This window comes from Kribbella sp. NPDC056861, assembly GCF_040687575.1.
Lineage (GTDB): Bacteria > Actinomycetota > Actinomycetes > Propionibacteriales > Kribbellaceae > Kribbella.
Map to the genome: position 1 here is coordinate 11,511 of NZ_JBFBNQ010000005.1, position 20,948 is coordinate 32,458.

The 20,948-nt window shown below is 68.8% G+C and carries 20 protein-coding genes; 11 read left to right on the forward strand and 9 right to left on the reverse strand.

The features are described 5' to 3' along the window. The first annotated feature begins 30 nt into the window (after positions 1–30). The 4 genes from AB0P21_RS24565 to AB0P21_RS24580 are packed head-to-tail and all read left to right on the forward strand — an operon-like array spanning position 31 to position 4,622. Positions 31–825, forward strand: coding sequence for a crotonase/enoyl-CoA hydratase family protein (locus AB0P21_RS24565; RefSeq protein ID WP_363699503.1), 795 nt, complete (start codon positions 31–33; stop codon positions 823–825). Then, a complete protein-coding gene (locus AB0P21_RS24570; protein WP_363699504.1) occupies positions 815–2,791 on the forward strand; it encodes an acetoacetate--CoA ligase in 1,977 nt (658 codons plus the stop codon). The genes AB0P21_RS24565 and AB0P21_RS24570 overlap by 11 nt, the downstream gene beginning before the upstream one ends. After that, positions 2,784–3,716 carry a 3-hydroxyacyl-CoA dehydrogenase NAD-binding domain-containing protein gene (locus tag AB0P21_RS24575; protein WP_363699505.1) on the forward strand — a complete coding sequence of 311 codons (933 nt, stop codon included), beginning with the start codon at positions 2,784–2,786 and terminating at the stop codon, positions 3,714–3,716. The genes AB0P21_RS24570 and AB0P21_RS24575 overlap by 8 nt, the downstream gene beginning before the upstream one ends. 21 nt (positions 3,717–3,737) lie before the next feature. Further along, complete coding sequence (locus AB0P21_RS24580) at positions 3,738–4,622, forward strand: amidohydrolase family protein (RefSeq protein ID WP_363699506.1); 885 nt, start codon at positions 3,738–3,740, stop codon at positions 4,620–4,622. A gap of 49 nt (positions 4,623–4,671) precedes the next feature. On the opposite strand, the gene AB0P21_RS24585 is transcribed toward AB0P21_RS24580, so the two are convergent. The 4 genes from AB0P21_RS24585 to AB0P21_RS24600 all read right to left on the reverse strand — a co-directional run bounded on the left by AB0P21_RS24585 (position 4,672) and on the right by AB0P21_RS24600 (position 7,438). Further along, positions 4,672–5,295 carry a TetR/AcrR family transcriptional regulator gene (locus tag AB0P21_RS24585; RefSeq protein ID WP_363699507.1) on the reverse strand — a complete coding sequence of 208 codons (624 nt, stop codon included), beginning with the start codon at positions 5,293–5,295 and terminating at the stop codon, positions 4,672–4,674. 28 nt (positions 5,296–5,323) lie between these two features. Further along, positions 5,324–6,232 carry a hypothetical protein gene (locus AB0P21_RS24590; RefSeq protein ID WP_363699508.1) on the reverse strand — a complete coding sequence of 303 codons (909 nt, stop codon included), beginning with the start codon at positions 6,230–6,232 and terminating at the stop codon, positions 5,324–5,326. Beyond that, entirely contained in the window at positions 6,229–6,723 is a 495-nt protein-coding gene (locus AB0P21_RS24595) for a SigE family RNA polymerase sigma factor (protein ID WP_363699509.1), read from the reverse strand. Before AB0P21_RS24595 ends, AB0P21_RS24590 begins: the two co-directional genes overlap by 4 nt. Before the next feature lie 91 nt (positions 6,724–6,814). After that, positions 6,815–7,438, reverse strand: a complete 624-nt coding sequence (locus AB0P21_RS24600; protein ID WP_363699510.1) for a helix-turn-helix domain-containing protein — start codon at positions 7,436–7,438, stop codon at positions 6,815–6,817. 96 nt (positions 7,439–7,534) lie between these two features. Here AB0P21_RS24600 and AB0P21_RS24605 point away from each other — a divergent pair, with 96 nt between their 5' ends. From AB0P21_RS24605 to AB0P21_RS24620, 4 genes are read left to right on the forward strand one after another with little or no spacing between them, the layout of a single operon-like run. Beyond that, positions 7,535–8,746 (forward strand): cytochrome P450, encoded by a 1,212-nt coding sequence (locus AB0P21_RS24605; protein WP_363699511.1) that lies wholly within the window; start codon positions 7,535–7,537, stop codon positions 8,744–8,746. Between the two features lie 31 nt (positions 8,747–8,777). Beyond that, entirely contained in the window at positions 8,778–8,972 is a 195-nt protein-coding gene (locus tag AB0P21_RS24610; protein ID WP_363699512.1) for a ferredoxin, read from the forward strand. 43 nt (positions 8,973–9,015) lie between these two features. Further along, on the forward strand, positions 9,016–9,780 hold the full coding sequence (locus tag AB0P21_RS24615) for a gluconate 2-dehydrogenase subunit 3 family protein (protein WP_363699513.1): 765 nt from the start codon (positions 9,016–9,018) through the stop codon (positions 9,778–9,780). Next, positions 9,773–11,449: a GMC family oxidoreductase gene (locus AB0P21_RS24620; RefSeq protein WP_363699514.1), complete on the forward strand. Its 1,677-nt coding sequence runs from the start codon at positions 9,773–9,775 to the stop codon at positions 11,447–11,449. Before AB0P21_RS24615 ends, AB0P21_RS24620 begins: the two co-directional genes overlap by 8 nt. Positions 11,450–11,503: 54 nt before the next feature. Here AB0P21_RS24620 and fusA read toward each other — a convergent pair whose 3' ends face one another. The 4 genes from fusA to AB0P21_RS24640 all read right to left on the reverse strand — a co-directional run bounded on the left by fusA (position 11,504) and on the right by AB0P21_RS24640 (position 18,242). Next, positions 11,504–13,540 carry an elongation factor G gene (fusA, locus tag AB0P21_RS24625; RefSeq protein ID WP_363699515.1) on the reverse strand — a complete coding sequence of 679 codons (2,037 nt, stop codon included), beginning with the start codon at positions 13,538–13,540 and terminating at the stop codon, positions 11,504–11,506. A gap of 354 nt (positions 13,541–13,894) precedes the next feature. After that, positions 13,895–16,165, reverse strand: coding sequence for a S8 family serine peptidase (locus AB0P21_RS24630; protein ID WP_363699516.1), 2,271 nt, complete (start codon positions 16,163–16,165; stop codon positions 13,895–13,897). Between the two features lie 80 nt (positions 16,166–16,245). Then, on the reverse strand, positions 16,246–17,226 hold the full coding sequence (locus tag AB0P21_RS24635) for an XRE family transcriptional regulator (RefSeq protein WP_363699517.1): 981 nt from the start codon (positions 17,224–17,226) through the stop codon (positions 16,246–16,248). 56 nt (positions 17,227–17,282) lie between these two features. Continuing rightward, positions 17,283–18,242 carry an alpha/beta hydrolase gene (locus tag AB0P21_RS24640; protein ID WP_363699518.1) on the reverse strand — a complete coding sequence of 320 codons (960 nt, stop codon included), beginning with the start codon at positions 18,240–18,242 and terminating at the stop codon, positions 17,283–17,285. A 121-nt stretch (positions 18,243–18,363) separates the two neighbouring features. Here AB0P21_RS24640 and AB0P21_RS24645 point away from each other — a divergent pair, with 121 nt between their 5' ends. The 3 genes from AB0P21_RS24645 to AB0P21_RS24655 all read left to right on the forward strand — a co-directional run bounded on the left by AB0P21_RS24645 (position 18,364) and on the right by AB0P21_RS24655 (position 20,097). Continuing rightward, a complete protein-coding gene (locus AB0P21_RS24645; protein ID WP_363699519.1) occupies positions 18,364–18,945 on the forward strand; it encodes a GNAT family N-acetyltransferase in 582 nt (193 codons plus the stop codon). A 76-nt stretch (positions 18,946–19,021) separates the two neighbouring features. Then, positions 19,022–19,360, forward strand: coding sequence for a PadR family transcriptional regulator (locus AB0P21_RS24650; protein WP_363699520.1), 339 nt, complete (start codon positions 19,022–19,024; stop codon positions 19,358–19,360). Then, positions 19,357–20,097: a hypothetical protein gene (locus tag AB0P21_RS24655; protein WP_363699522.1), complete on the forward strand. Its 741-nt coding sequence runs from the start codon at positions 19,357–19,359 to the stop codon at positions 20,095–20,097. Before AB0P21_RS24650 ends, AB0P21_RS24655 begins: the two co-directional genes overlap by 4 nt. Positions 20,098–20,102: 5 nt before the next feature. Here AB0P21_RS24655 and AB0P21_RS24660 read toward each other — a convergent pair whose 3' ends face one another. Beyond that, complete coding sequence (locus AB0P21_RS24660; RefSeq protein WP_363699523.1) at positions 20,103–20,933, reverse strand: sigma-70 family RNA polymerase sigma factor; 831 nt, start codon at positions 20,931–20,933, stop codon at positions 20,103–20,105. Positions 20,934–20,948: the final 15 nt, after the last annotated feature.

The following is a 20,948-nucleotide window of genomic DNA, read 5'->3' on the forward strand; positions in this document are numbered from 1 at the left end:
ACCGCCCCGGACCGCACAGACTGGACGCCGATGACCCTGGTTCCCCTCGATCTGCCGCCGTCGCTGAGGGTGCGGCGCCACGACGCGGTCGCGGTCCTGCGGCTCGATCGGGCGGCGAAGCGCAACGCTCTCGACGACGCGACGGTGCTCGGACTGGAGAGCTTCTTCTCGTCGCCACCGGCATGGGCTCGCGCTGTCGTGCTCGACGCCGCGGGTGACCACTTCTCGGCCGGCCTCGACCTCTCGGCGCTGACCGAACGCGACACCCTGGGCGGCCTCGAACACTCGATGATGTGGCACCGCGCGTTCGCCCGGATCGAGCAGGGCGGCGTACCGGTGATCGCGGTACTGCGCGGCGCCGTCATCGGCGGTGGCCTCGAACTCGCCGCCGCGACCCATCTCCGGGTCGCCGAGCCTTCCGCGTACTACGCCCTGCCGGAAGGCCAGCGGGGACTCTTCGTCGGCGGCGGCGCGTCGGTGCGGATCCCCCGGCTGATCGGTGTCCACCGGATGGCCGACATGATGCTCACCGGTCGCGTGTACGACGCCCAGGCCGGTCAGGATCTCGGCTTGTCCCACTACCTGGTCGGCCCCGGCGAAGGTCTCACCAAGGCCCTCGAACTCGCCGCCACGGTCGCGGCCAACGCACCGGTGACCAACTTCGCCGTACTGCAGGCACTCCCCCGCATCGCCGAAGCCGACCCCGCCCAGGGCTATCTGCTCGAAGCCTTGATGGCGGCCGTCGCCTCCGGCAGCGAGGATGCGAAGACCCGGATGCGCGCGTTCCTCGAAGGGCGCTCGGCCAAGGTGCGCCATGACGGATGAAGTACTCCGCAAGCCATCGCCCGACTGGCGGACCAACTCCCGCCTCGGCGCCTACGCCGACTGGCTGCAGCAGGACACCGCCCGCACGATCGAGCAGTGGGACGACCTGTGGTCGTGGTCGGTCGACGACCTGGACGGGTTCTGGACCTCGATCTGGGACTACTTCGGCGTCCGCTCGGACACCCCGCGCGGCCAGGCGCTGGTCGACCGCCGGATGCCGGGCGCACGCTGGTTCGACGGTGCTCGGCTGAACTACGCGCGGCATCTGCTCGAGGATGCGGATCCGGAGCGCGTCCACGACGACGAGCCGGCGATCATCGCCTACTCGCAGAGCCGGGACCGGATCGAACTGACCTTTGCCGAGCTGCGTAGGCAGGTGGCTCAGGCTCGGGCCGGCTTGGTCAGGCTCGGGGTGGAGCGTGGCGATCGGGTGGCGGCGTACCTGCCCAATCTGCCGGAGACGGTGGTGGCCTTCCTCGCCACTGCCTCGCTGGGCGCGATCTGGACCAGCTGCGCGCCGGAGTTCGGCGTACGGAGTGTGCTGGATCGGTTCGGTCAGGTTGAGCCGAAGGTGCTGCTGGTCGTCAGTGGCTACGACTACGGGGACAAGCGGATCGACCGACGGCAGGAGGTTGCGCAACTCCGGGACGGGTTGCCGACCGTTCGGCAGGTCGTGCACGTCGGCTATGGGGTGCATCAGCCGGCGCCTGGCGACGAGGTGACCAGCTGGGCCGAGCTCCTCGCGGGGCAGGCCGAGCCGCAGTACGAGGTGGTGCCGTTCGATCATCCGTTGTTCGTGCTCTACTCCTCCGGGACCACCGGCAAGCCGAAGGCGATCGTGCACGGGCACGGCGGGATTCTGCTGGAGCACCTGAAGAACCACTCGCTGTCGTGGGATCTCGGTCCTGGCGATCGGCTGCTGTGGTTCAGCACCACTGCCTGGATGATGTGGAACGCGCTCGTCTCGGCGCTGCTGGTCCGCTCGTCGATCGTGCTGCTCGACGGCAACCCGGCGTACCCGAGCCTCGACCTGCAATGGCGGCTAGCCGCGGAGACCCGGACCACGGTGATGGGTGCCAGTCCTCCGTTCCTGATGGCCTGCCGGGAGGCCGGACTCCAACCCGCGACCACGCACGATCTGTCCGCGCTGAAGGAGATCTGCCCGGCCGGCAGTCCGTTGCCGACCGCCGGGTATCACTGGGTACTGCGCGAGTTCGGCGAGCAGGTGTTGCTGAATGTCGGCAGCGGCGGCACCGATGTCTGCTCCGGCATCGTCCAGGGCAGCCCGCTGCAGCCGGTCGTCGCGGGCGAGATCGCCGGCGCGTGCCTGGGTGTCAAGGCGCTTGCCTTTGATCCGGCGGGTCGGGCGGTCACCGGGGAGCTCGGCGAACTGGTGATCACCGAGCCGATGCCGTCGATGCCGGTCGGCTTCTGGGGCGACGACGACGGCACCCGGTACGCCGCGGCGTACTTCGCGACGTACCCGGGCATCTGGCGGCACGGCGACTGGGTGCGGTTCAGCGAGTCCGGCTCTTGTGTCATCGCCGGCCGATCGGACGCCACCTTGAATCGTGGCGGCGTGCGGCTCGGGACCGCCGAGTTCTACGCCGTGGTCGAGGAGCTGCCAGAGATCGACGACAGTCTCGTCATCCACCTGGAAGATCCGGCCGGTGGCAACGGTGAACTCATCCTGTACGTCGTGACAGCAGCCGGGGTCGACTTGGACGATCCGCTGCGCGCCAAGATCGTGGGCGCGCTGCGGCAGGCACTCTCGCCCCGCCACGCCCCCGACCGGATCACCCAGGTGCCGGCCGTCCCACGCACCCGAACCGGCAAGAAGCTCGAGCTACCGGTCAAGCAACTGCTCCAAGGCAGGCCGCTGGAAGCTGTCGTCACACCAGGGTCGGTGGTGGATGAGCAGGCCCTCACCGCCTACCTGGCCGACGCGAACCGGCACAATGGCTGACCTGGCCGGACCGGTCGCGCAGATCGGCACCGGGGTGATCGGGGCCGGCTGGACCGCGCTGCTGCTTGCCCAGGGAATCGAAGTACGGGTGGTTGATCCTGCGCCGGATGCCAGGTCCCTGCTGCTGCAGTACCTCGATCGCGCCGCACCGAGCCTTGAGCGGCTCGGCCACAGCTTGGCTGGCTGGACCGATCGCCTCACCTTCTGCTCGTCGGTCGCCGAGGCGGTCGACGGCGCCGGATTCGTGCAGGAGAACGGACCTGAGCGGATCGACCTCAAACAGACTCTGCTGCGAGAGATCGACCAGCTGACTGACCCGGCTGTCGTGATCGCCAGCAGCTCCTCGGGGCTGGCGCCCTCCGAGTTGGCCGCCAACTGCACCGCCCACCCGGAGCGTGTGATCGTCGGGCATCCCTTCAACCCGGTCTATCTGATCCCCTTGGTCGAGGTCGTGGGTGCGCCGCCTGCCGCGAATGTCGCGATGGCGTTCTACACGGCAGTCGGCAAGAAGCCGATCCTGGTCCGCCAAGAGCTGCCCGGTCACATCGCCAACCGGCTGCAGGCGGCCTTGTGGCGCGAGGCGTATTCGCTGGTCGAACGCGGCGTCGCCGAGGTGGCCGACATCGACACAGCGATTGCCCACGGCCCCGGGCTGCGTTGGGCGCTGCTCGGTCCGCTCGCCACCCAGCACCTGTCCGGCGGTGCCGGTGGGCTCGCCCACGTGCTGAAGCATCTCGGCCCGCCGGCCCAGCGCTGGATGGACGATCTCGGAGCACCCCAGCTGACCCCTGAGCTGGCCGACCTGCTCGTCTCCGGAGTCGGCGACGAACTGGCCGGTCTCTCCACCGAGCAACTCGTCGCCGACCGGGACACGCTGCTGGTCGAGCTGCTGGCCGCGAAGGCTCTCCACCCCGACCTGCCCTGATCCCACAGAGAGGCAAGACGCTTGGCGCGCTACGAACCGGCCATCGACCTGGACGCCGTCCGGGCGATCGACGTCCACACCCATGTGGAGCTGGATGCCCATGGCAACCATTCGCTCGACGACGAGTTGCTGGCGGCATCGGCTGCCTACTTCAGGTCCGGCGAGAACCGCGCTCCGAGCCTGGACGACATCGCCGTGCACTATCGGGAGCGGTCGATGGCAGCGGTCGTCTTCACCGTCGACAGCACCACCGCGACCGGACGGCCCGCCTTGTCCAGTGAGGAGATCGCGGAGGGTGCCGCGCGTAACAACGACGTACTGATCCCGTTCGGTTCGGTCGATCCGCGGCAGGGACCACGCGCGGTGACGGCTGCCCGCCGGCTGGTCGAGGAGTACGGAGTACGAGGGTTCAAGTTCCATCCCAGTCTGCAGGCCTTCGCGCCGAACAACGAGGCGTTCTACCCGTTGTACCGGGCGATCCAGGAGCTGGGCGTCGTCGCCCTCTTCCACACCGGCCAGACCGGGATCGGCGCCGGTCTCCCCGGCGGCCGCGGCATCAAACTCCGGTACTCCGACCCGATGCTGGTCGACGACGTGGCCGCCGACTTCCCGGACCTGTCCATCGTGCTGGCCCACCCGGCGGTGCCCTGGGCAGACAGCGCCATCTCGATCGCGACCCACAAGGCCAACGTGTACGTCGACCTGTCGGGCTGGCTCCCCCGCTATTTCCCTCCCCAACTGACCCACCAGCTGAGCCGGTCCCTGCGCACCAAGGCCCTCTTCGGCACCGACTTCCCCCTCATCCACCCGGACCGCTGGCTGGACAGCTTCGCCCAGCTCGACATCACCGACGACGCCAAGCCGCTCATCTTCAAGGACAACGCCATCCGGCTGCTCCACCTCTGACCGAAGCGATCCCCGATGTAGCCGAACAAACCCCGCTCCTCGGCGCCGGTCAGTCGCGGAGTAGTGCCAGGCGGGCGATCACGCTGTCCTGCAGATGCGGAGGCCAAGGAAACAACGGGGTTGCCACCCGCAGTTGCGCCAAGCCGTGCAGTCCGACCCAGAGTGCGGTCGCATCGGCGTGGGGATCGGAGCCGGTGGAGCGGCCGGCCTCGATGCAGTCCGCGACCGCCTGGCTGATGACGCGGAAGGCGCCGAGCCCCAGTTCGGCCAGGTCACTGGCCATGTCCGGAGCCCGCTGTAGCGACTTGCTCGCGTCCCAGACTGCGCCGAACATGATCCGGTAACGACCGGGCCAGCGTTCGGCGAAGGCCAGGTAGGCGACACAGACGGCTCGCAGCCGATCAGCTGGATCGGCGTGGTCGCCTGTGTCGCTCAGCGCCTGCTCCAGCTCGGCGAAGGCGATCTCGGTGACCGCGAACAGGATCGCGTCCCGGTCGGCGAAGTGCTGGTAGATCGCCGGCGCCGAGATCCCCACCTCCCGCGCCACCGCCCGCAGTGTGACGCTCTGCTCCGTGCCTGCCTCCAGCAGCCGGGTCGCACCGCCGATGATGTCGTCGCGCAGCTGGGCGCCCTCGCCGCGCTTGTTGCGCACCCGTTCCTTCGCAGCAGCCATGCGGATCACTTTACATGCGTTTACCGTATTAGCTGCTGATCTTGAACTTGGCCGACGTCACCTGCTCGGCCAACTGCTGAGTGGTGAACACCGGTTGGGTCAGCGGCGTTCGGCTCGGGTGATCGCTCTTCTTTGCCTGCGCGAGATACACGACGGTGCCGTCGTCGTGCCGGTAGGCGGCCCACTGGTCGTAGCTGTCGCGCCCCTTGGCGGTCACCACGCCAATCTTCTTGCCGCCGACATCCGCGATGGCGCAGGTACCGGTGCCGCCCCAGAACTTCTGTGCCAGCTTGCACACATCTCCCGCCGGCTTCCCGCTGGGCGTGATCGACTGCACCAGCAACTGACCGACCCGATTGTCCTTCTGCACCGGGATGACAGCCTGGTACTCCCAGTAGTCCTGCTCCCCGTCATTGGACGCGTACTGGCTCTGCGGCCACCTCATGTGGCGACCGTCCGGGTACCTCAGGTCCGGCGTGCTGAACCCTGGCGGTACTGCGGAGCTCAGGTCGTTCATCAGCGTCACGGACCGGACCGCGCGCGGACCGGCGGTCGCAGTACGGTCGACCTGACCCTCCGGCCACGGGTCACCCGTCTTCCGCGTCGCGGCTGGCGTCGTCGTTGGTTTCACTGTCGGTGTCGCTGTCGGGGCCGCGGACTCGACCTGTTCCGGTGTCGGAAGCGACGGCGTCGCGCTGGCCCCGCTCACCGCCGGCTGCCCCGACGACCGGTGGTCGTTGTAGGCCGCGACGAGCACCGGGCCGGCCCCGATGCCGACCACCAACGTTGTTGCGACGGCGGCACCGGCCCACGTCGCCCTGCGCCGCTTGGCCACCTTGCGAGCCTGCTCGAGAGCCCGCGCGGGATCCATCGACGCCGGTGGAGTACTGCGCACGATCACGTCGTGCAGTGCCTCGTTGAGATCCTCTTCGTTCATCGAACCTTCTCCTCTTCCAGCAGACCACGCAGGGTCGCCAACCCGCGGGCGGCCTGGCTTTTGACAGTTCCGGCCGAGCAGTCGAGCAACGCGGCGGTCTGCTCGACGGACTGGTCCTCCCAGTACCGCAGCACCAGTACGGCGCGTTGCCTCGGCGGCACCTTCACCAGCGCCTCCAGCAACACGAGCCGGTCCTCGGCCAGATCGGCCGACGGCGCCGCTTGGTCGCGCAACGAGGAGCCCACCGACTCGTTCCGGAACCAGCCGCGGCGCCGCTCCGACAGGAACGTTCGCACCAGGGTCTGCCTGGTGTAGCTGTCCATCACCTCGTGCCGCTGGATCCGGCGCCACGCCAGGTAGATCTTCGTGAACGTCTGCTGCACCAGATCCTCGGCCCGGTGCCAGTCGCCGCACAGCAGGTACGCCGTACCGCGCATGGCGTCGGCACGCGCCGCGAAGTACGCCTCGAACGCGGCATCCCGGTCACTCATCTGCTCTCCCGTCCTTGATTGCGGGTTAGACACGCCTGCGAGGACGAAAGTGGTTGCATCCCCGGGATGCCGAGTTGCGTACCCCGTCGGCTCAGGTGACCAGGCTGATCGCGTCGGCCACCAGGTTGCGGTGCTCGACCGAGGCATCGGCGGTGTCGGCATGGACCAGGTGGTCGGTCGCCACCTTCAGCGCCGCGTTGATCGCGGCGGCGCGGACGCGGAGCTCGAACGAGTCGGCCGGCAGACTCGTGCGCTCCGCGAGAACCTCGGCGAAGGTCAACTCCGAGCGCTCCTGGAGCATCAGGTACGCCGCTCGCAGAGCCTGCTCGTCGTGCGTCATCCGGACCACCGCCAGGAGCGCCTTGAGCTCGGCTCCGGACGACGAGTCGAGCAGAGGCGTGTAGGCAGCGCGGAGGTGTTCGGCCAGGTCCAGCTCGGCCGGCCAGGCGCGCAGTACCGCCTGGAAGGCGTCCACCATCTTGGCGAGCAACGGCTCGACACAGCTCTCCTTGGTGGCGAAGTGCCGCCACAGCGTGCGTTCGGAGACTCCCGCCGCCCGGGCGATCTGCTCGCCGGAGGTAGCGCTCACGCCCTGGTCGGCGAACAGGCGCACCGCGTGCCGCGAGATCTCGAGGCGCTGCCGCTGACGCTGCTCATCGCTCACCGGCGGCCGGCCTCGGCGGCCCGCCTCACTGCCTGACTCGACCTCGTCCACGCGGTGATTCAAGCACGCCGGCGACTCACCGGTTTTATTGGCAGCTACTGCCAATAATGTTACGGTGAGTTGTCGTCCGATCACCCAAGGAGAGCCATGAGCGTTGCCGCCGAACGCCTGCAACTGCCCTTGCCGAGGCCGAGCGTGCTCGACCTCGCCCCGCTGTACGAAGTACTGCGCCGGGAGGCGCCGATCACCCCGGTCACCACGCCGGCCGGCGATCCTGCCTGGCTGGTGACCCGGTTCGCCGAGGTCCGCGACCTGCTCGGCGACAAACGGCTCGGCCGCTCGCACCCCGAGCCCGAGCAGGCGTCCCGCGTCACGACGGCCGCGATCCTGGACGGTCCCACCGGCAACTACGCCACCGAGGAAGCCGACCACACCCGGATGCGCAGGCTGCTGACGCCCGCGTTCTCCGCCAAGCGGATGCGGATGCTGTCCGACTACATGCAAGAACTGGTCGACGGGTACCTCGATCGGCTCATCGCCGAGCACGAGACGGCTCCTGACGGAGTGGTGGACTTGCACGCCGGGTTGGCGTACCCGCTCCCGGTGGCGGTCATCTGCCGCCTGCTCGGGGTGCCGGAAGACGACCAGGAGCTGTTCCATTCACTGTCGGAGCGGATGGCCGACCTCACCATCGGGGCGGAGGCTCACCGCGCCCGGGACGAGTTCAACCGCTATATGGCAGGGCTGATCGAGGCCAAGCGGCCGCAGCTCGGCGAGGACGTGATCTCCGATCTGGTCCGCGCGCAGAGCGCGGACGAGACCTTCGACTACGACGAGATGATCCGGCTCTGCGTCGGGCTGCTGTTCGCCGGACACGAGACCACGGTCAACCGGATCGGGCTGGGCACTCTGTTCCTGCTCACCCGCGAAGACCAGTGGGCAACTCTCTGCGCCGCGCCGGACGCCCGGGTCGACGCTGCCGTCGAGGAGATCATGCGGCTGGGCGCGCCCGGCGATCTCGGTCTGCTGCGTTATGCGCACACCGACATCGAGGCCGCCGAGGTCACCATCCAGCGCGGCGACGCGGTGATCCTCTCGGTCAACGCGGCCAACCGCGACACCTCGGTGTACTCCGATGCCGAGACCTTCGATCCCGACCGGCCGGAGCGGACCCACCTCGGCTTCGGGCACGGCGCGCACTTCTGCATCGGCGCCAGCCTCGCCCGGACCGAGCTGCGGGTCGTCTTCGCCACCTTGGCCCGCCGGCTCCCCGGCCTCCGGCTCGGCAAGCCGGTCGACGAACTGGAAGTCCGCACCACCCTCACCGGCGGGGTCACTGCCCTGCCGGTCACCTGGTGACCAACCACCCGCATCGAGAACGGAGCAGATCGTGAAGGTGACAGTCGACCAGGACACCTGTGTCGGAGCCGGGCAGTGCGTGCTTGCCGCCGACGACGTCTTCGACCAACGCGACGAAGACGGGATCGTCGTCCTGCTGGACAGCGCTCCAGCGGCCGACCGGAAGGCCGACGTACAGCACGCCGCCGCGGTCTGCCCGGCCTCGGCCATCACTATCGACGGCTGAGGCACCTTGGTAGTAGGTTCCCCAGCACGACCAAGGGGGCGCCATGTCCGATCAGCCGGCCATCAGCCGCCGCGGAGTCCTGGGCACCGTCAGCTTGTTGCCGTTGGCAACACTGCTGCCGGGGTTGGCCGCGGAGGCCGCCGCCAGTACGACGCTGAGGTTCCTCTCCGCGCACCAAGCCGCCGTGCTGGACGCGGCCACCCGGCGGCTGGTGCCCGGACCACAGGACGACCTGCTCGAACTCGGTCATCCCGGTGCGGCCGAGGCCGGTGTCGTCGGCTATCTGGACACCCTGCTGGGACTGTTCAGCTTCGACCCGCCTCGGTTGTTCACCGGCGGACCCTGGAGTGACCGACCGGCTGGCGGGCCGAACCACCTGGCCAGGTTCACCCGTCCAGACGCGATCCACGCGACTGCCTGGCGAGAGCGGATCGCCGAACTGCAGACCCGGTACGTCGCGGGGATCGCGTTGCTCGATCAGCAGGCGGGTGGCGACTTCACCAAGCTCGGCAAGCTCCGGCAGGACGTCGTACTGGCGTTACCTGCGGTGTCGGAGTTCACCGCGGTGTTGTTCCAGCACACGATCGAGGCGATGTACTCGAACCCGGAGTACGGCGGGAATCGTGGCGGCGTCGGCTGGCTCGACATCAAGTTCCCGGGCGACAGCCAGCCGGTTGGCTACACGGCCGAGCAACTGGCCCGGCAGGAGCTGTCACTGGTCGACCCGACCGGCGTCGTCGCCGCGCTGCTGGCCCTACTGGGCGGATCGGATGCCGCTGCCCGGACCGTGGTGACCGGCGATGCGTAAGGCGGTGGTGATCGGAAGCGGCGCGGGTGGTGCCTCGACGGCGATGGTGCTCGCCGAGGCGGGCTGGCATGTCGTCGTACTGGAGAAGGGGCCGAACTACTTCGGCGACATCGCGACCACCTGGCCGCCGGCAACCTCGTTCTCCAACGACGAACTCAAGAACCTGCGGCACTTCGAGGATCCCGACCCGCTCGCCTATCCACGCACGTTCCGCGCGTCGGCCGCCGACCAGGCCACCATCGGACCGGTGAACGAACTCCCCGTCACGGTCGGCGGCGGGATGGCCCACTACGGCGGAGCGACACCACGCTTCTGGGACCTCGACTTCGCCCAGCTGAGCATGCTCGGACCACAACCCGGCGCGGACGTCGTCGACTGGCCGTTCGGGTACGCCGAGCTCGCGCCGTACTACGACGAGGCCGAGGCGCTGATCGGCGTCCAGGGCGACCGAGCCCAGATCACCGGACCGACCGCTCGGCACGCGCCGCGCAGCAAACCGTTCCCGATGCCACCGGGCCCACAGCAACGATCGTCCATCCTCTGCGCCCGGGCCGCGAAGACCCTGGGCTGGCATCCCTATCCCTTTCCCCAAGGCATCAACTCCCGGCCCTACAACGGCCGTCCTGCCTGCAACAACTGCGGCTTCTGCAACGCCCAAGGCTGCGTCACCGGTGCCCGCGGCAGCGCGCTCGACCCGTTGCGGCGAGCCTTGCTGACCGGCCGGGCCGAGCTGCGCGCCGAGACCCAGGTGACGAAGATCGAGCTGCGTGGATCGCGGGCCACCGGTGTGCGCTGGATCAACTCCGCCGGGCGGACCGGAGTCGAGCGCGCCGACGTCGTCGTACTCGCCGCATCGGCCGTCGAGACCGCCCGGCTGGCCCTGCTGTCCGGACTGCCGAACCAGAGTGGGCGGATCGGCAAACGGCTGATGTTCCACTCCTTCACCAGCGGCTTCGGCATCTTCCTGACCGAGCGGCTGCATGCCTACCGCAACCGCGGCTCGGAGACGCAGTGCCTGGAGGACTTCAACGACCCCGACTTTCCCGGCGCCCGGGCGTTCGCCAAGCTCAACGGGCTGCCGTGGATCCGCGGCGGTCTCTGCGAGCTCGGCGGCGGACAAGGCCCGATCTCGGAGGCGCTCACCTACCAGTCCCTGCTGGGCGCCCTCCAACCTCAGAAGCCCTTCGGTACTGCGTTCAAGCAGCTGATGCGCGCTTCCCTGCTTCGCGATCGGCTGCTCGGCGTCACCCAGGTCGGCCAGGATCTGCCCTACCTGACCAACCAGGTCGATCTGGATCCGTCGGTGACGGACGTGCACGGCGTACCGGTCCCCCGGATCACCTGGCAGCCAGGACGGCACGAGGAGGTCGCGCAACTCTTCGCGATCCCGCTGCTGACCCTGCTGCTGCAAACGGCCGGTGCCTCGGTCGCCGCCGCCGTACCCGTCACGGTCAGCGGCGCCGTACCGGACACCAAACACGTCCTCGGCGGCATGCAGACCGGCCTGCACCCGGCCACCTCGGTCACCGACGCCTGGGGTCGCGTCCACGGCACCGACAACGTCCAGGTGGCCGACGGCTCGGTCTTCGCCACCTCGGGCGGTGCGAACCCGACGCTCACCCTCATTGCCGTTGCCCTCCGCAACGCCCATCACCTCACCGGGCGCTGACCTCCCCTCGCCCGCACAGGTCCCGCCCTTGCGGGCGGGACCTGTGTGGCGCCGCTACTTGGCCGGCGCCGGGACGTAACCGGTGGTTCGGCTGGTGAAGGTGCCCCGACCCTGAGTGCGGCTGCGCAACCGGGTCGCGTAGCCGAACAGCTCGGCCAGCGGAACGGTGGCCACAATCACCATCGTGCCCGGCCGCGCAGTCGTCCCCGAGATCCGGCCACGCCGAGCCGCCAGGTCGCCGAGCACACCGCCCATGGCGTCCTCAGGCACGGTCGCCGTGACCTCGGTGACCGGTTCCAGCAGCACCATCGCACTGGCCCTCAGCGCTGCGCGGAGGCCCAGCCGGCCCGCCGTACGGAACGCCATCTCCGACGAGTCCTTCGGATGCGTGGCGCCATCCGTCAGCGTGACCCGGACGCCCGTCACCGGGTGCCCGCCCAGAGGCCCCTCGGCCAGAGCATCCCGGCAGCCTGCCTCGACTGCGCGGACGTACTCCTGCGGCACCCGTCCACCGATGACGACCGACCGGAACTCGAACTCCTCCTCCAGTGGTTCGACATCGAGGGTGATCTGGGCGAACTGACCGGCGCCACCGTCCTGCTTGACGTGCCGGTAGACCATCCCGGACACCCCGCGCCCGACCGTCTCCCGATAGGTCACCTGCGGTCTGCCGACGACGACCTCCAGCCCGTGCGTACGGCGTACCTTCTCCACCGCGACCTCGAGATGCAACTCGCCCAAGCCCGACAACAGCGTCTGGCCGGTCTCGGAATCGGTCCGGACCGTCAGCGACGGGTCCTCCTCGACCAGCCGGGTCAGCGCCGACGTGAGCCGGTCGCTGTCGGTGCTCCTGCGAGCCTCGACTGCCACTGACACGACGGGATCAGCGACGGTCGGCGGCTCGAGCACCAGCGGTGCCGTCGGCGCGCACAAGGTGGCGCCGCTGCGCGCGTGCTTCGGCCCGACGACCGCGACGATGTCGCCGGCGACCGCCTGCTGGACCTCGGCGTGCTCGTCGGCCTGCACCCGCAGGATCCGGCTGATCCGCTCGGTGCGCCCCGTGCCCGCGTCCATCACCGTGTCTCCCTTCCGCATCGTTCCCGAATACACCCGCAGGTACGTCAGCCGCCCGGTGGCGGTCGAGTTGACCTTGAACACCAGCGCCGCGAACGGCGCCAGCGGATCGGCCGCTCGCTCCTGCACGACACCGTTCGCCATTCCGAGCACGGCCGGCACCTCTTGTGGTGAAGGCAGATACGCGACGACGGCATCCAGCAGCGGCTCGATCCCACGGTTCCGGTACGCCGAACCGCACAGCACCACCACACCGGTACCAGCCCGGGTCAGGTCTCGCAGCGCGGCAACCAGCGTCTTCGCCGAGACCGTCGACCGCGCATAGAACTCGTCCAACGCAACCGGATGCAGCTCGGCCACGCTCTCCTCGAGCAGCCGACGTCGTTGCTTCGCCTGTTCCAGCAGGTCGTCCGGCACCAGGCCGACCACGAACGTGTCGTCGCTCCAGACGTAGGCCCGCAGCGTGATCAGGTCGATCACACCGCTGAACCCGGCCTCGCTCCCGATCGGCAACTGGACCACCAGCGGAGTCACGTGCAACCGCTCGCGGATCGACGCCACCGCTGCGTCGAGGTCGGCGCCGGGACGATCCATCTTGTTGACGAACGCGATCCGCGGTACGCCGTGCCGGTCGGCCTGCCGCCAGACCGACTCGCTCTGCGGCTCGACTCCCGCGACGGCGTCGAACAGCGCGACGGCGCCGTCGAGCACCCGCAGCGAGCGTTCCACCTCGTCGGAGAAGTCGACGTGGCCCGGGGTGTCGATCAGGTTGATCGGATGCCCGTCCCAGTCGCAGCTCACGGCCGCGGCGAAGATCGTGATGCCACGATCGCGTTCCTGCGAGTCGAAGTCGGTGACGGTCGTGCCGTCGTGCACCTCACCGCGCTTGTGCGTGGTACCGGTCAGGTACAGGATCCGTTCGGTGACGGTCGTCTTGCCCGCGTCGACGTGGGCGAGGATGCCGACGTTGCGCAGACCGGAGAGCAGGCGGTTCTGGTGCAGGTTGCTGGTACGCATGGCCGATGGCCTTTCGGATGATCCGGATCGGGACAGCGCGATGCGCGGACGAACACTGCCTGCGGGACAGGCAGGATCAGTTCGTCACGAACAAGAGCCGACCGCGCAGTCGGCTCTCGGCACCCGAAGACACCAGGATCACGTCGTACCGGGACCGGGGAGCGCTCGGAGCGATGCGGTGACGCATGGCCGGGCTCCCCTCACTCGTCAAGGCGCCGTCGCGATCGCGGCGGCACTCAGTTCGCTTTCAGGGTAGGGCGATCCATGAGACCGGGCCACCGGATTTAACCGCCGGAGCCGCTCCACGGGTCAGCTCCCCGACGCGCTGCGCATCGGGGAGCTGACTGAGCCGGGCTAGAAGCAGAAGCCCTGGCCGCTACCGAAGGAGAAGCACTGCACCTGCTTCTCCGCGCTGCCGGTCTTGCCGGAGTTGTCGGTCACGGTGAGCTTGACCGAGTAGGTCCCGTTCCTGCTCGGGAAGGCGTGCGTGGTCCGCGCGCCGTTCCCGGTCGTGCCGTCGCCGAAGTTCCAGGCGTACGACGTGATCGAGCCGTCCGAGTCGGTCGACGTCGAGCCGTCCACCGCGCAGGTCAGGCTGCTCATGCAGTTCACGGTCAGCCGGGCCGTCGGCGCCGAGCCACCACCGGGCGGCGGTTCGGTGGTGCCGAGCTGCTCGTTGGCCCAGTCACCCATCACGCCCCACAGCTTGCCGTGGGCGTTGTACGACGCGCAGTCGGTCCGGAGCCAGGAGAAGACGCCGTACACCTTGCCCTGGTAGTAGTACGGGCCGCCGCTGTCGCCCTGGCACAGGCCGAGGCTGCCGTTGCCGAACCCGCTGCACATCATGTAGCGGTCGTCGTACTGCTGGTTGATGCCGACGCAGTTCTGCTTGTCGACCGTCGGCAGCACTGCCTCGTACAGCTTCGTGTTGCGTTGGTTGTCATTGGCATCGGTCTTGCCGTAGCCGATCGCCGTCCCGCGGGTTCCGAGCGGCAGCGAGTCGGACGACTTGGCGATCGACGGGTACGCCATCCCGGCGGGTGTCGGGATGTCCGTCTTGGTGACGATGACGGCGACGTCCCAGCCGGTCCGCCAGCCGTCGTTGGCGTTGTAGTTCGGGTGCGACCGGTACTCCTGGATCTCGATCCGGGTGCCCTTGCTGGTGTCGCTCAGGTCGTCACGCCCGTAGACCAGGTACTTGTCGCCCTGCGCGAACTTGCAGTGCGCCGCGATCAGCACGAGCCGCTTCGCGACCACGGTCCCGGTGCAGGACTGCTCGGTCGGCCGGGCTCCCCCGACCCGGTGCTGCGAGATGATGAACGGGTACTTGCAGACGGTTGTCGGCGTACCGCCGATCACGTTGGGGTGCGCGGTGTTGCCCTCGCATCCCGATGGCGGCGGCGTCGTCGGCCCGTTCGGGATGTAGAGCAGCTTGTTGGGCGTGTCCGAGGACAAGCCGGACATCTTGCCGGTGCTCGCGTTGTCCAGCACCCACTTCTCGAGCTGCGCCGGAGTGCTGTCCGGTGCCTCGGACAACCGCAGTGCCATGGCGCCGGCCACGTGCGGCGCGGCCATCGACGTACCGCTCAGTTGCCCGTATGCCGTATCGCTGCCCTTGAACGCGGAGTCGATCCCAGAGCCCGGCGCGAACAGGTCCATGCAGCTGCCGGCATTCGAGTCGCCGGCCCGGGTGTCACTGCTGGTCGCGTTCGCCACCTGCAGCGCGGTCGGGGTCTGACCACCGGGGCCGTAGCTGCAGGCGTTGCCGCCGTTGTTGCCGGTGATCAGCGACCACTGCACACCGGAGTTGATCGACGCCTTGATCGCGTTGACCGCGATGTCCTTGTCGTCGGTGTAGACGCTCAGGTTGACCACGGCGGGCTTGACCGCGTTCTGGGTCACCCACTCGGCGGCGGTGATCAGGTCCGCGTCCTCGCCGAACCCGTCGCAGCCGAGGATCCGGACCGAGACCAGGTTGGCCTTCTTCGCGACGCCTCGGGTCTTGCCGGCGGCGATGCCGGACACGTGCGAGCCGTGGTTGTTGCAGTCGCTGCCCTGGTTGGGCGTCGCGTGGAAGTCGGCGCCGAACTTCGCCCGGCCCTCGAACTCCTGGTGGGTGTAGCGGATGCCGGTGTCGACGATGTAGATGTTCACACCGGCGCCGTCGTTCGGGTAGGTGTACTTGCGGTCGAGCGGCCGATCCCGTTGGTCGATCCGGTCCAGGCCCCAGTTCACCGGGCCGTTCTGGACGCCTCCGGGACCACCGATCGAGGCCCGGCCACTCTGCCGGACCTCGGCCACGGCCGGGTCGTTGGCGAGCTTCCTGGCCTGGCCGGCCGAGAGGTTCTTGACGACGTAACCCTGCATGGTTGCCGTCAGCACGCTCTTCACGTCACCGCCGTACCGGTCCGCCAACGAGGCGGCGGTACTGGCCACTGCGCTCACGCTCTGCTGTGGGGCGAGGGTGACGAGATAGGACCCGGGGACGGGGTGGCTCGCGTGGTTGACGACCGTCCGGGGCGGCGACGGATCCTGCGCCGACGCGGCGGGGGTGGTCGAGATCACGGCGAGACCGGCCGTGATCGCGACCACCGAGGCGGCCACGCGTCGAATCGCTCTGCTCATGCTTCCTCCTGTGCGAATGGGGACGCACCGAAGGTAGGTAGCGGGCCGGAGCCGCGGACACCTCTGTTAAAACTCGCCTTTCACACCCGGCCGCAATTCTGTTGAGACCAGCTCCAGCGCATGCCGACGATCCCGGACGGCACGTCGGTCTCGGCCAGCAGGGCCGAGTCCGCGCCACCGATCCACAGCTCGGTGTGATTGCCCTCGGGGGCCGCGACCGTACGCCGGTCGTAGCGGTGACAGTGCGCCGGTACGACGCCTGGCGCGAACCGGGTCTGCAGCACGTACTCGCGGACCGGCTCGACGAAGCGGTGCTCGTAGTTGACCATCAGCGTGCCCGGGGTGAACTGCCACTCGTACTCGACCAGCGCGGGCTGTCCGACATCGAGGACCCGGTCGAGGATCAGCTCGGCCGCCACCAGGCCGACGGACCGGTCGGTCTCGATCTGCCCGATCCGGGCGTTCGTCACCCCGGTGAGCTCGGGAGGCTGATCGGGTCGCTCTTCGGCGAAGTACAGCACTGCCAGCCGGGAGACCCGATCGGCGGCGGCGCGGACGAGCTCACGGACCAGAATCCGCTGGACCATCCGCTCCGCGTCGATCTCGACGGTGACGTGCACGCTGACCCGCCGGAGGCGATTCTGCCGAGTCGCGCCGACGGTTCGCAGCAACTCCTCTGGGCGTGGATCGGCGAACAGCAGGTCCGGAGACAGGCTGCCTGGCACGTGACCGATCCACCGCCCTCGCAGCCGACGCGGCCCGAGCAGCGCCATCAACGCGTTCGGAGGCAACTCCAGCAACTCCTCGAGCAGCCGCACCGCCAGCAGCGATGCGGCTCGCTCCGGGCGGCTCCGGCCACGCCGCCAGTAGCTCAAGGTGGCGATACTCAGCTGGGCGCCGTGCTCGCCCAGCCAGTCCCGGATCTCCTCCAGCGTCAGCCCGCTGACCTCGATCGCCAGGTGCAGCGCCGCCGGGAAGGGCCCGTTCCGCAGCGCCAGCTCCAGCTCGTGCCGAACCCGGGCATCAGTGGCCTGAGCCGCCATCACGCCCACCTCCCTCACGAAATGTGTTCACCTTCTAACACCTCGCGACCGAAATGGCGAGAGTTGACCGCCGGCTAGCCGAGGAAGCCGGTCAGTTCGCTGATCACCGCCTGCGGGTTCTCCTCGGCGAGGAAGTGACCGGTGCCCGGGACCTTGTGCACCCGGACGTCGGTGCCTTGGGTCAACCAGGCGGCCTGGTTGGACTCGAAGCTGTACTCCGAGGTCAGGCCGAGGAACGGAGCCGTGATCTTGCCGTAGGTGGCGAAGTCGACGACGTCCTGGTGGAACGCCTGGTACCACGCGTTGCCGGCCCGGATCGCGTCCGGACCGGCGTACGCGCGGGCGTAGACGCGGCGGGACAGCTCGTCGATCGCGGCCGGGTCGGGCGGGAAGGCGTCCATGAAGTAGTCGACGATGTACCGCGAGCGGCCGGTGATCAGCTTCTCGGGCAGGCTCTGGACCTGGTTGAACGCGAACCACCAGAGGCTGAAGCCCTGGCCGGGGCGGACCAGCAAGGGAAGGTCGTACAGAGACGGGTCGGGGTGACCGACATCCATCAGGACCAGCTTGCGGGTCGCGGCGCGGTGGTTGACCGCGAAGCTGTGCGCGACCATCGCGCCGATGTCGTGGCCGGCGATGTTGACCGACGTGTAGCCGAGGTGCCGGATCAGGGCGTGAACGTCGGCAGCCATTGTCTTCTTGTCGTAACCGCCCGCAGGCTTGGCAGATCCGCCCATTCCGCGCAGGTCGGGGGCGATCACGGTGTAGCGCTTCGCCAACGCCGGCAGGATCTTGTGGAACGACCACCAGGTCTGCGGCCACCCAGGCAGCAGAACCAGCGGCTCACCACGACCACCGATGACGTAGTGCTGACCCTTCGCGTACTTGCTGCGCAAACCCAGTGTGCGGGCCAGCGCGGCATCCGACGGTACGCCGCCACCCGTCGCCTCCGCCGTTGTCGCCGACCCGGTGACACCGGCCGCCACTGCCGCTCCGGCACCAAGCGCGAGCAGCCGTCTCCTGTCCAGCTCCATCTCTCCCACCCCTTCGCCAGGCGGCACCGCGGGTCGATGCCGCCGTGCAGGCACCGTAAATCCGCGATGGGTCACCCGATCAGGACGCAAATCGTCCGGATGACTGATTACGATCAGCGCCATGGTGACAACTGGCTACTCGGTTCAGCCGTTGAGCGCGACCACGTGGGACGCGTTCGCCGGCCTGGTGAAGCGGCACAACGGGATCTTCGGTGGGTGCTGGTGCATCTACTTCCACCCCGACTGCGCCGAGCGAGGCCAGGGCTACGAGGGCAACCGGGTGCTCAAGAAGCAACTGGTCGACGCCGGGCAGGCGCATGCGGCGCTGGTGATGATCGGCGACGAGGCGATCGCGTGGGCGGAGTACGGCACGCCGGACGAGCTGCCGAACATCCATCACAGCAAGCAGTACCTGGCCGAGGCCGACGTGCTTCCCGACTACCGGATCACCTGCATCTTCGTGGACAAGCGTCATCGCAAGCACGGCTATGCCAAGGTCGCGCTGGCCGGCGCGCTCGAGCTGATCGCGGCGCAGGGTGGCGGTGTGGTCGAGGGCTATCCGCACGAGATCGGCGAGAAGCGGATGAGCAACTCGTTCGTCTACAACGGCACCCGGACGATGTACGAGCAGGCCGGCTTCGAGTTCGTCCGCTCCAAGGGGATGAAGAACACCGTCATGCGCCGGACGGTCCAGCCCGGCTGACGCTCCGGTCAGCGGATCGGACCTTCCGGTATCAAGCGTTGCACGGTAGCTGGCGTCGCGTGGTATGTTGCGGTGCATGGAACCTGGTGAGGCATCCATCCTGACGCAGCTGCGGCGTGGCGTGATCGAGCACGGCGTGCTCGCCCTCGTGGCCGGCGAACCGAAGTACGGGCTCGACATCGCCCGCACCCTGCACGACGCCGGACTGCTGGAGAGCGAAGGCACTTTGTATCCGGTGCTCTCCCGGCTGCGGAAGCGGGAGTTGGTGACCACCACCTGGGCCGAGTCGCCCAGCGGTCCGCCGCGGCGGTACTACGCCCTCACCCCGTCGGGCCGACAGGCATTGACCAACTTCCGCGCCGAGTGGATCCTGTTCCGCGACTCGGTCGATTCCGTGATTGGAGCCACGTCATGACCAACAGCTCGACCGTCGAGATGCAGGGGTACCTCGAGCAGCTCCGGCTGCTGCTCGCCGACCTGCCCGCCGACGTCCGCGACGACGTGGTCGGCGGAATCAGCGAGCACCTGCAACAGGTCGCCGGCGAGGGCGACGAGCGAGCGATCCACACCGCGCTGACCCGGCTGGGCTCCCCGGAAACCGTCGCAGCGGCCGCCCGAGCCGAAGTCGACCTCCCGATGGCGGCCAGCTCTTCGACGGAGGCCCGCTCACCGATGGGTGCCGGGGGCAACAGGTTTGCCGAGAGCCGGGGATCGGCACCCGACTCGGCCGCGGTGCCGCGGCGGACCTCGCTTGCCGACCGCTGGACGCTCTGGGTCGGAGCACTGGCCGCACTGTTCGCCATCGACGGGTTCCTCGCGCTGGGTGCGGCGATGTCCTTCACCGCCCGCTTCGACGAGGACGCCGACTGGAACGTCCACCCCGCGCTGATCCTGTTCGGCATCGCCTTGAGCCTGCTGGCCGGCATCTTCGCCACGATCCTGTTCTGGAGCACCCCGAGCTGGCCCCGCCGGCACAAGCTCTGGCTGAGCGCACTCTGGCCACTGGCCGCGATGGCGATGATCCTAGGTTCGTCGATCTCCGCCGCGCTGCCCCCGGGCGCCGGGTTCCTGGTCGCCGGGGTCTTCGTCCTCCTCGGCGCCCTGGTCACCGCTCTGGTCGGCCGCTGGACCCTCCAGGACACCGCCGCCTGAGCGGATCAGGCTGCTACCACTCCAACCCCGAGCTGGATCCGGAGCCGCTCGAGAGTCGCCTTCAGCAGGCGTGACACCTGCATCTGGCTGCAGCCGATCGCCTCGCCGATCTGCGTCTGGCTCTTGGTCTCGACGAAGCGCAGATGCAGGATGCGGCGAGCCCGGTCGTCGAGCCCCTCCAGCAGCGGCGCCAGCTGATCCAGCGTCTCGAAGCGGGCCACGCTCTCGTCCGGCGCGGCGGGGATCGACCCGGCCAGATCCAGCCCGTCGTCGCCGTCGCCACCCGGCCGGTCCAGCGAAAGAACCTTGAAACAGCCCCTCGCCGCCCGGGCCTCGGTGATCTCACCGACCGTGGCCCCGAGGTACTCGGCGATCTCCTCGGTCGTCGGCGGCCGGTGAAGCTCCTGCTCCAGCAGCGGCACCTTGGTGGTGATGGCGCCCTGAAGCTCCTGCAGCCGGCGCGGGATCCGTACCGTCCAGGCGGCATCGCGGAAGTAGCGCTTGAGTTCTCCGCGGATGGTCGGGATGGCGTAGCCGATGAACGGCGTCCCGGATTCCGGCCGGAAGCCGCTCGCTGCCTTGGTCAGCGCCAGGCAGGCGACCTGCTCCAGGTCGTCGGCCTCCGCGCCGCGGTCGCGATAGCGGCGGGCGATCCCGCGCGCGATCTCGATGTTCAGCTCCACGATCTCCTCGAGCAACCGCTGCCGCTCCGCCGGATCGGTGGCCGCGGCCCGGTGCTCGAGCAGCACCTGAGTAGCTGCTTCACGCTGCGCGCGCTGATGAGGGGTGTTGCACTGCGTCGGGACTGTTTCGGTGCTGCTCAGGCTCGTAACCATGATTCGACCTCGCGA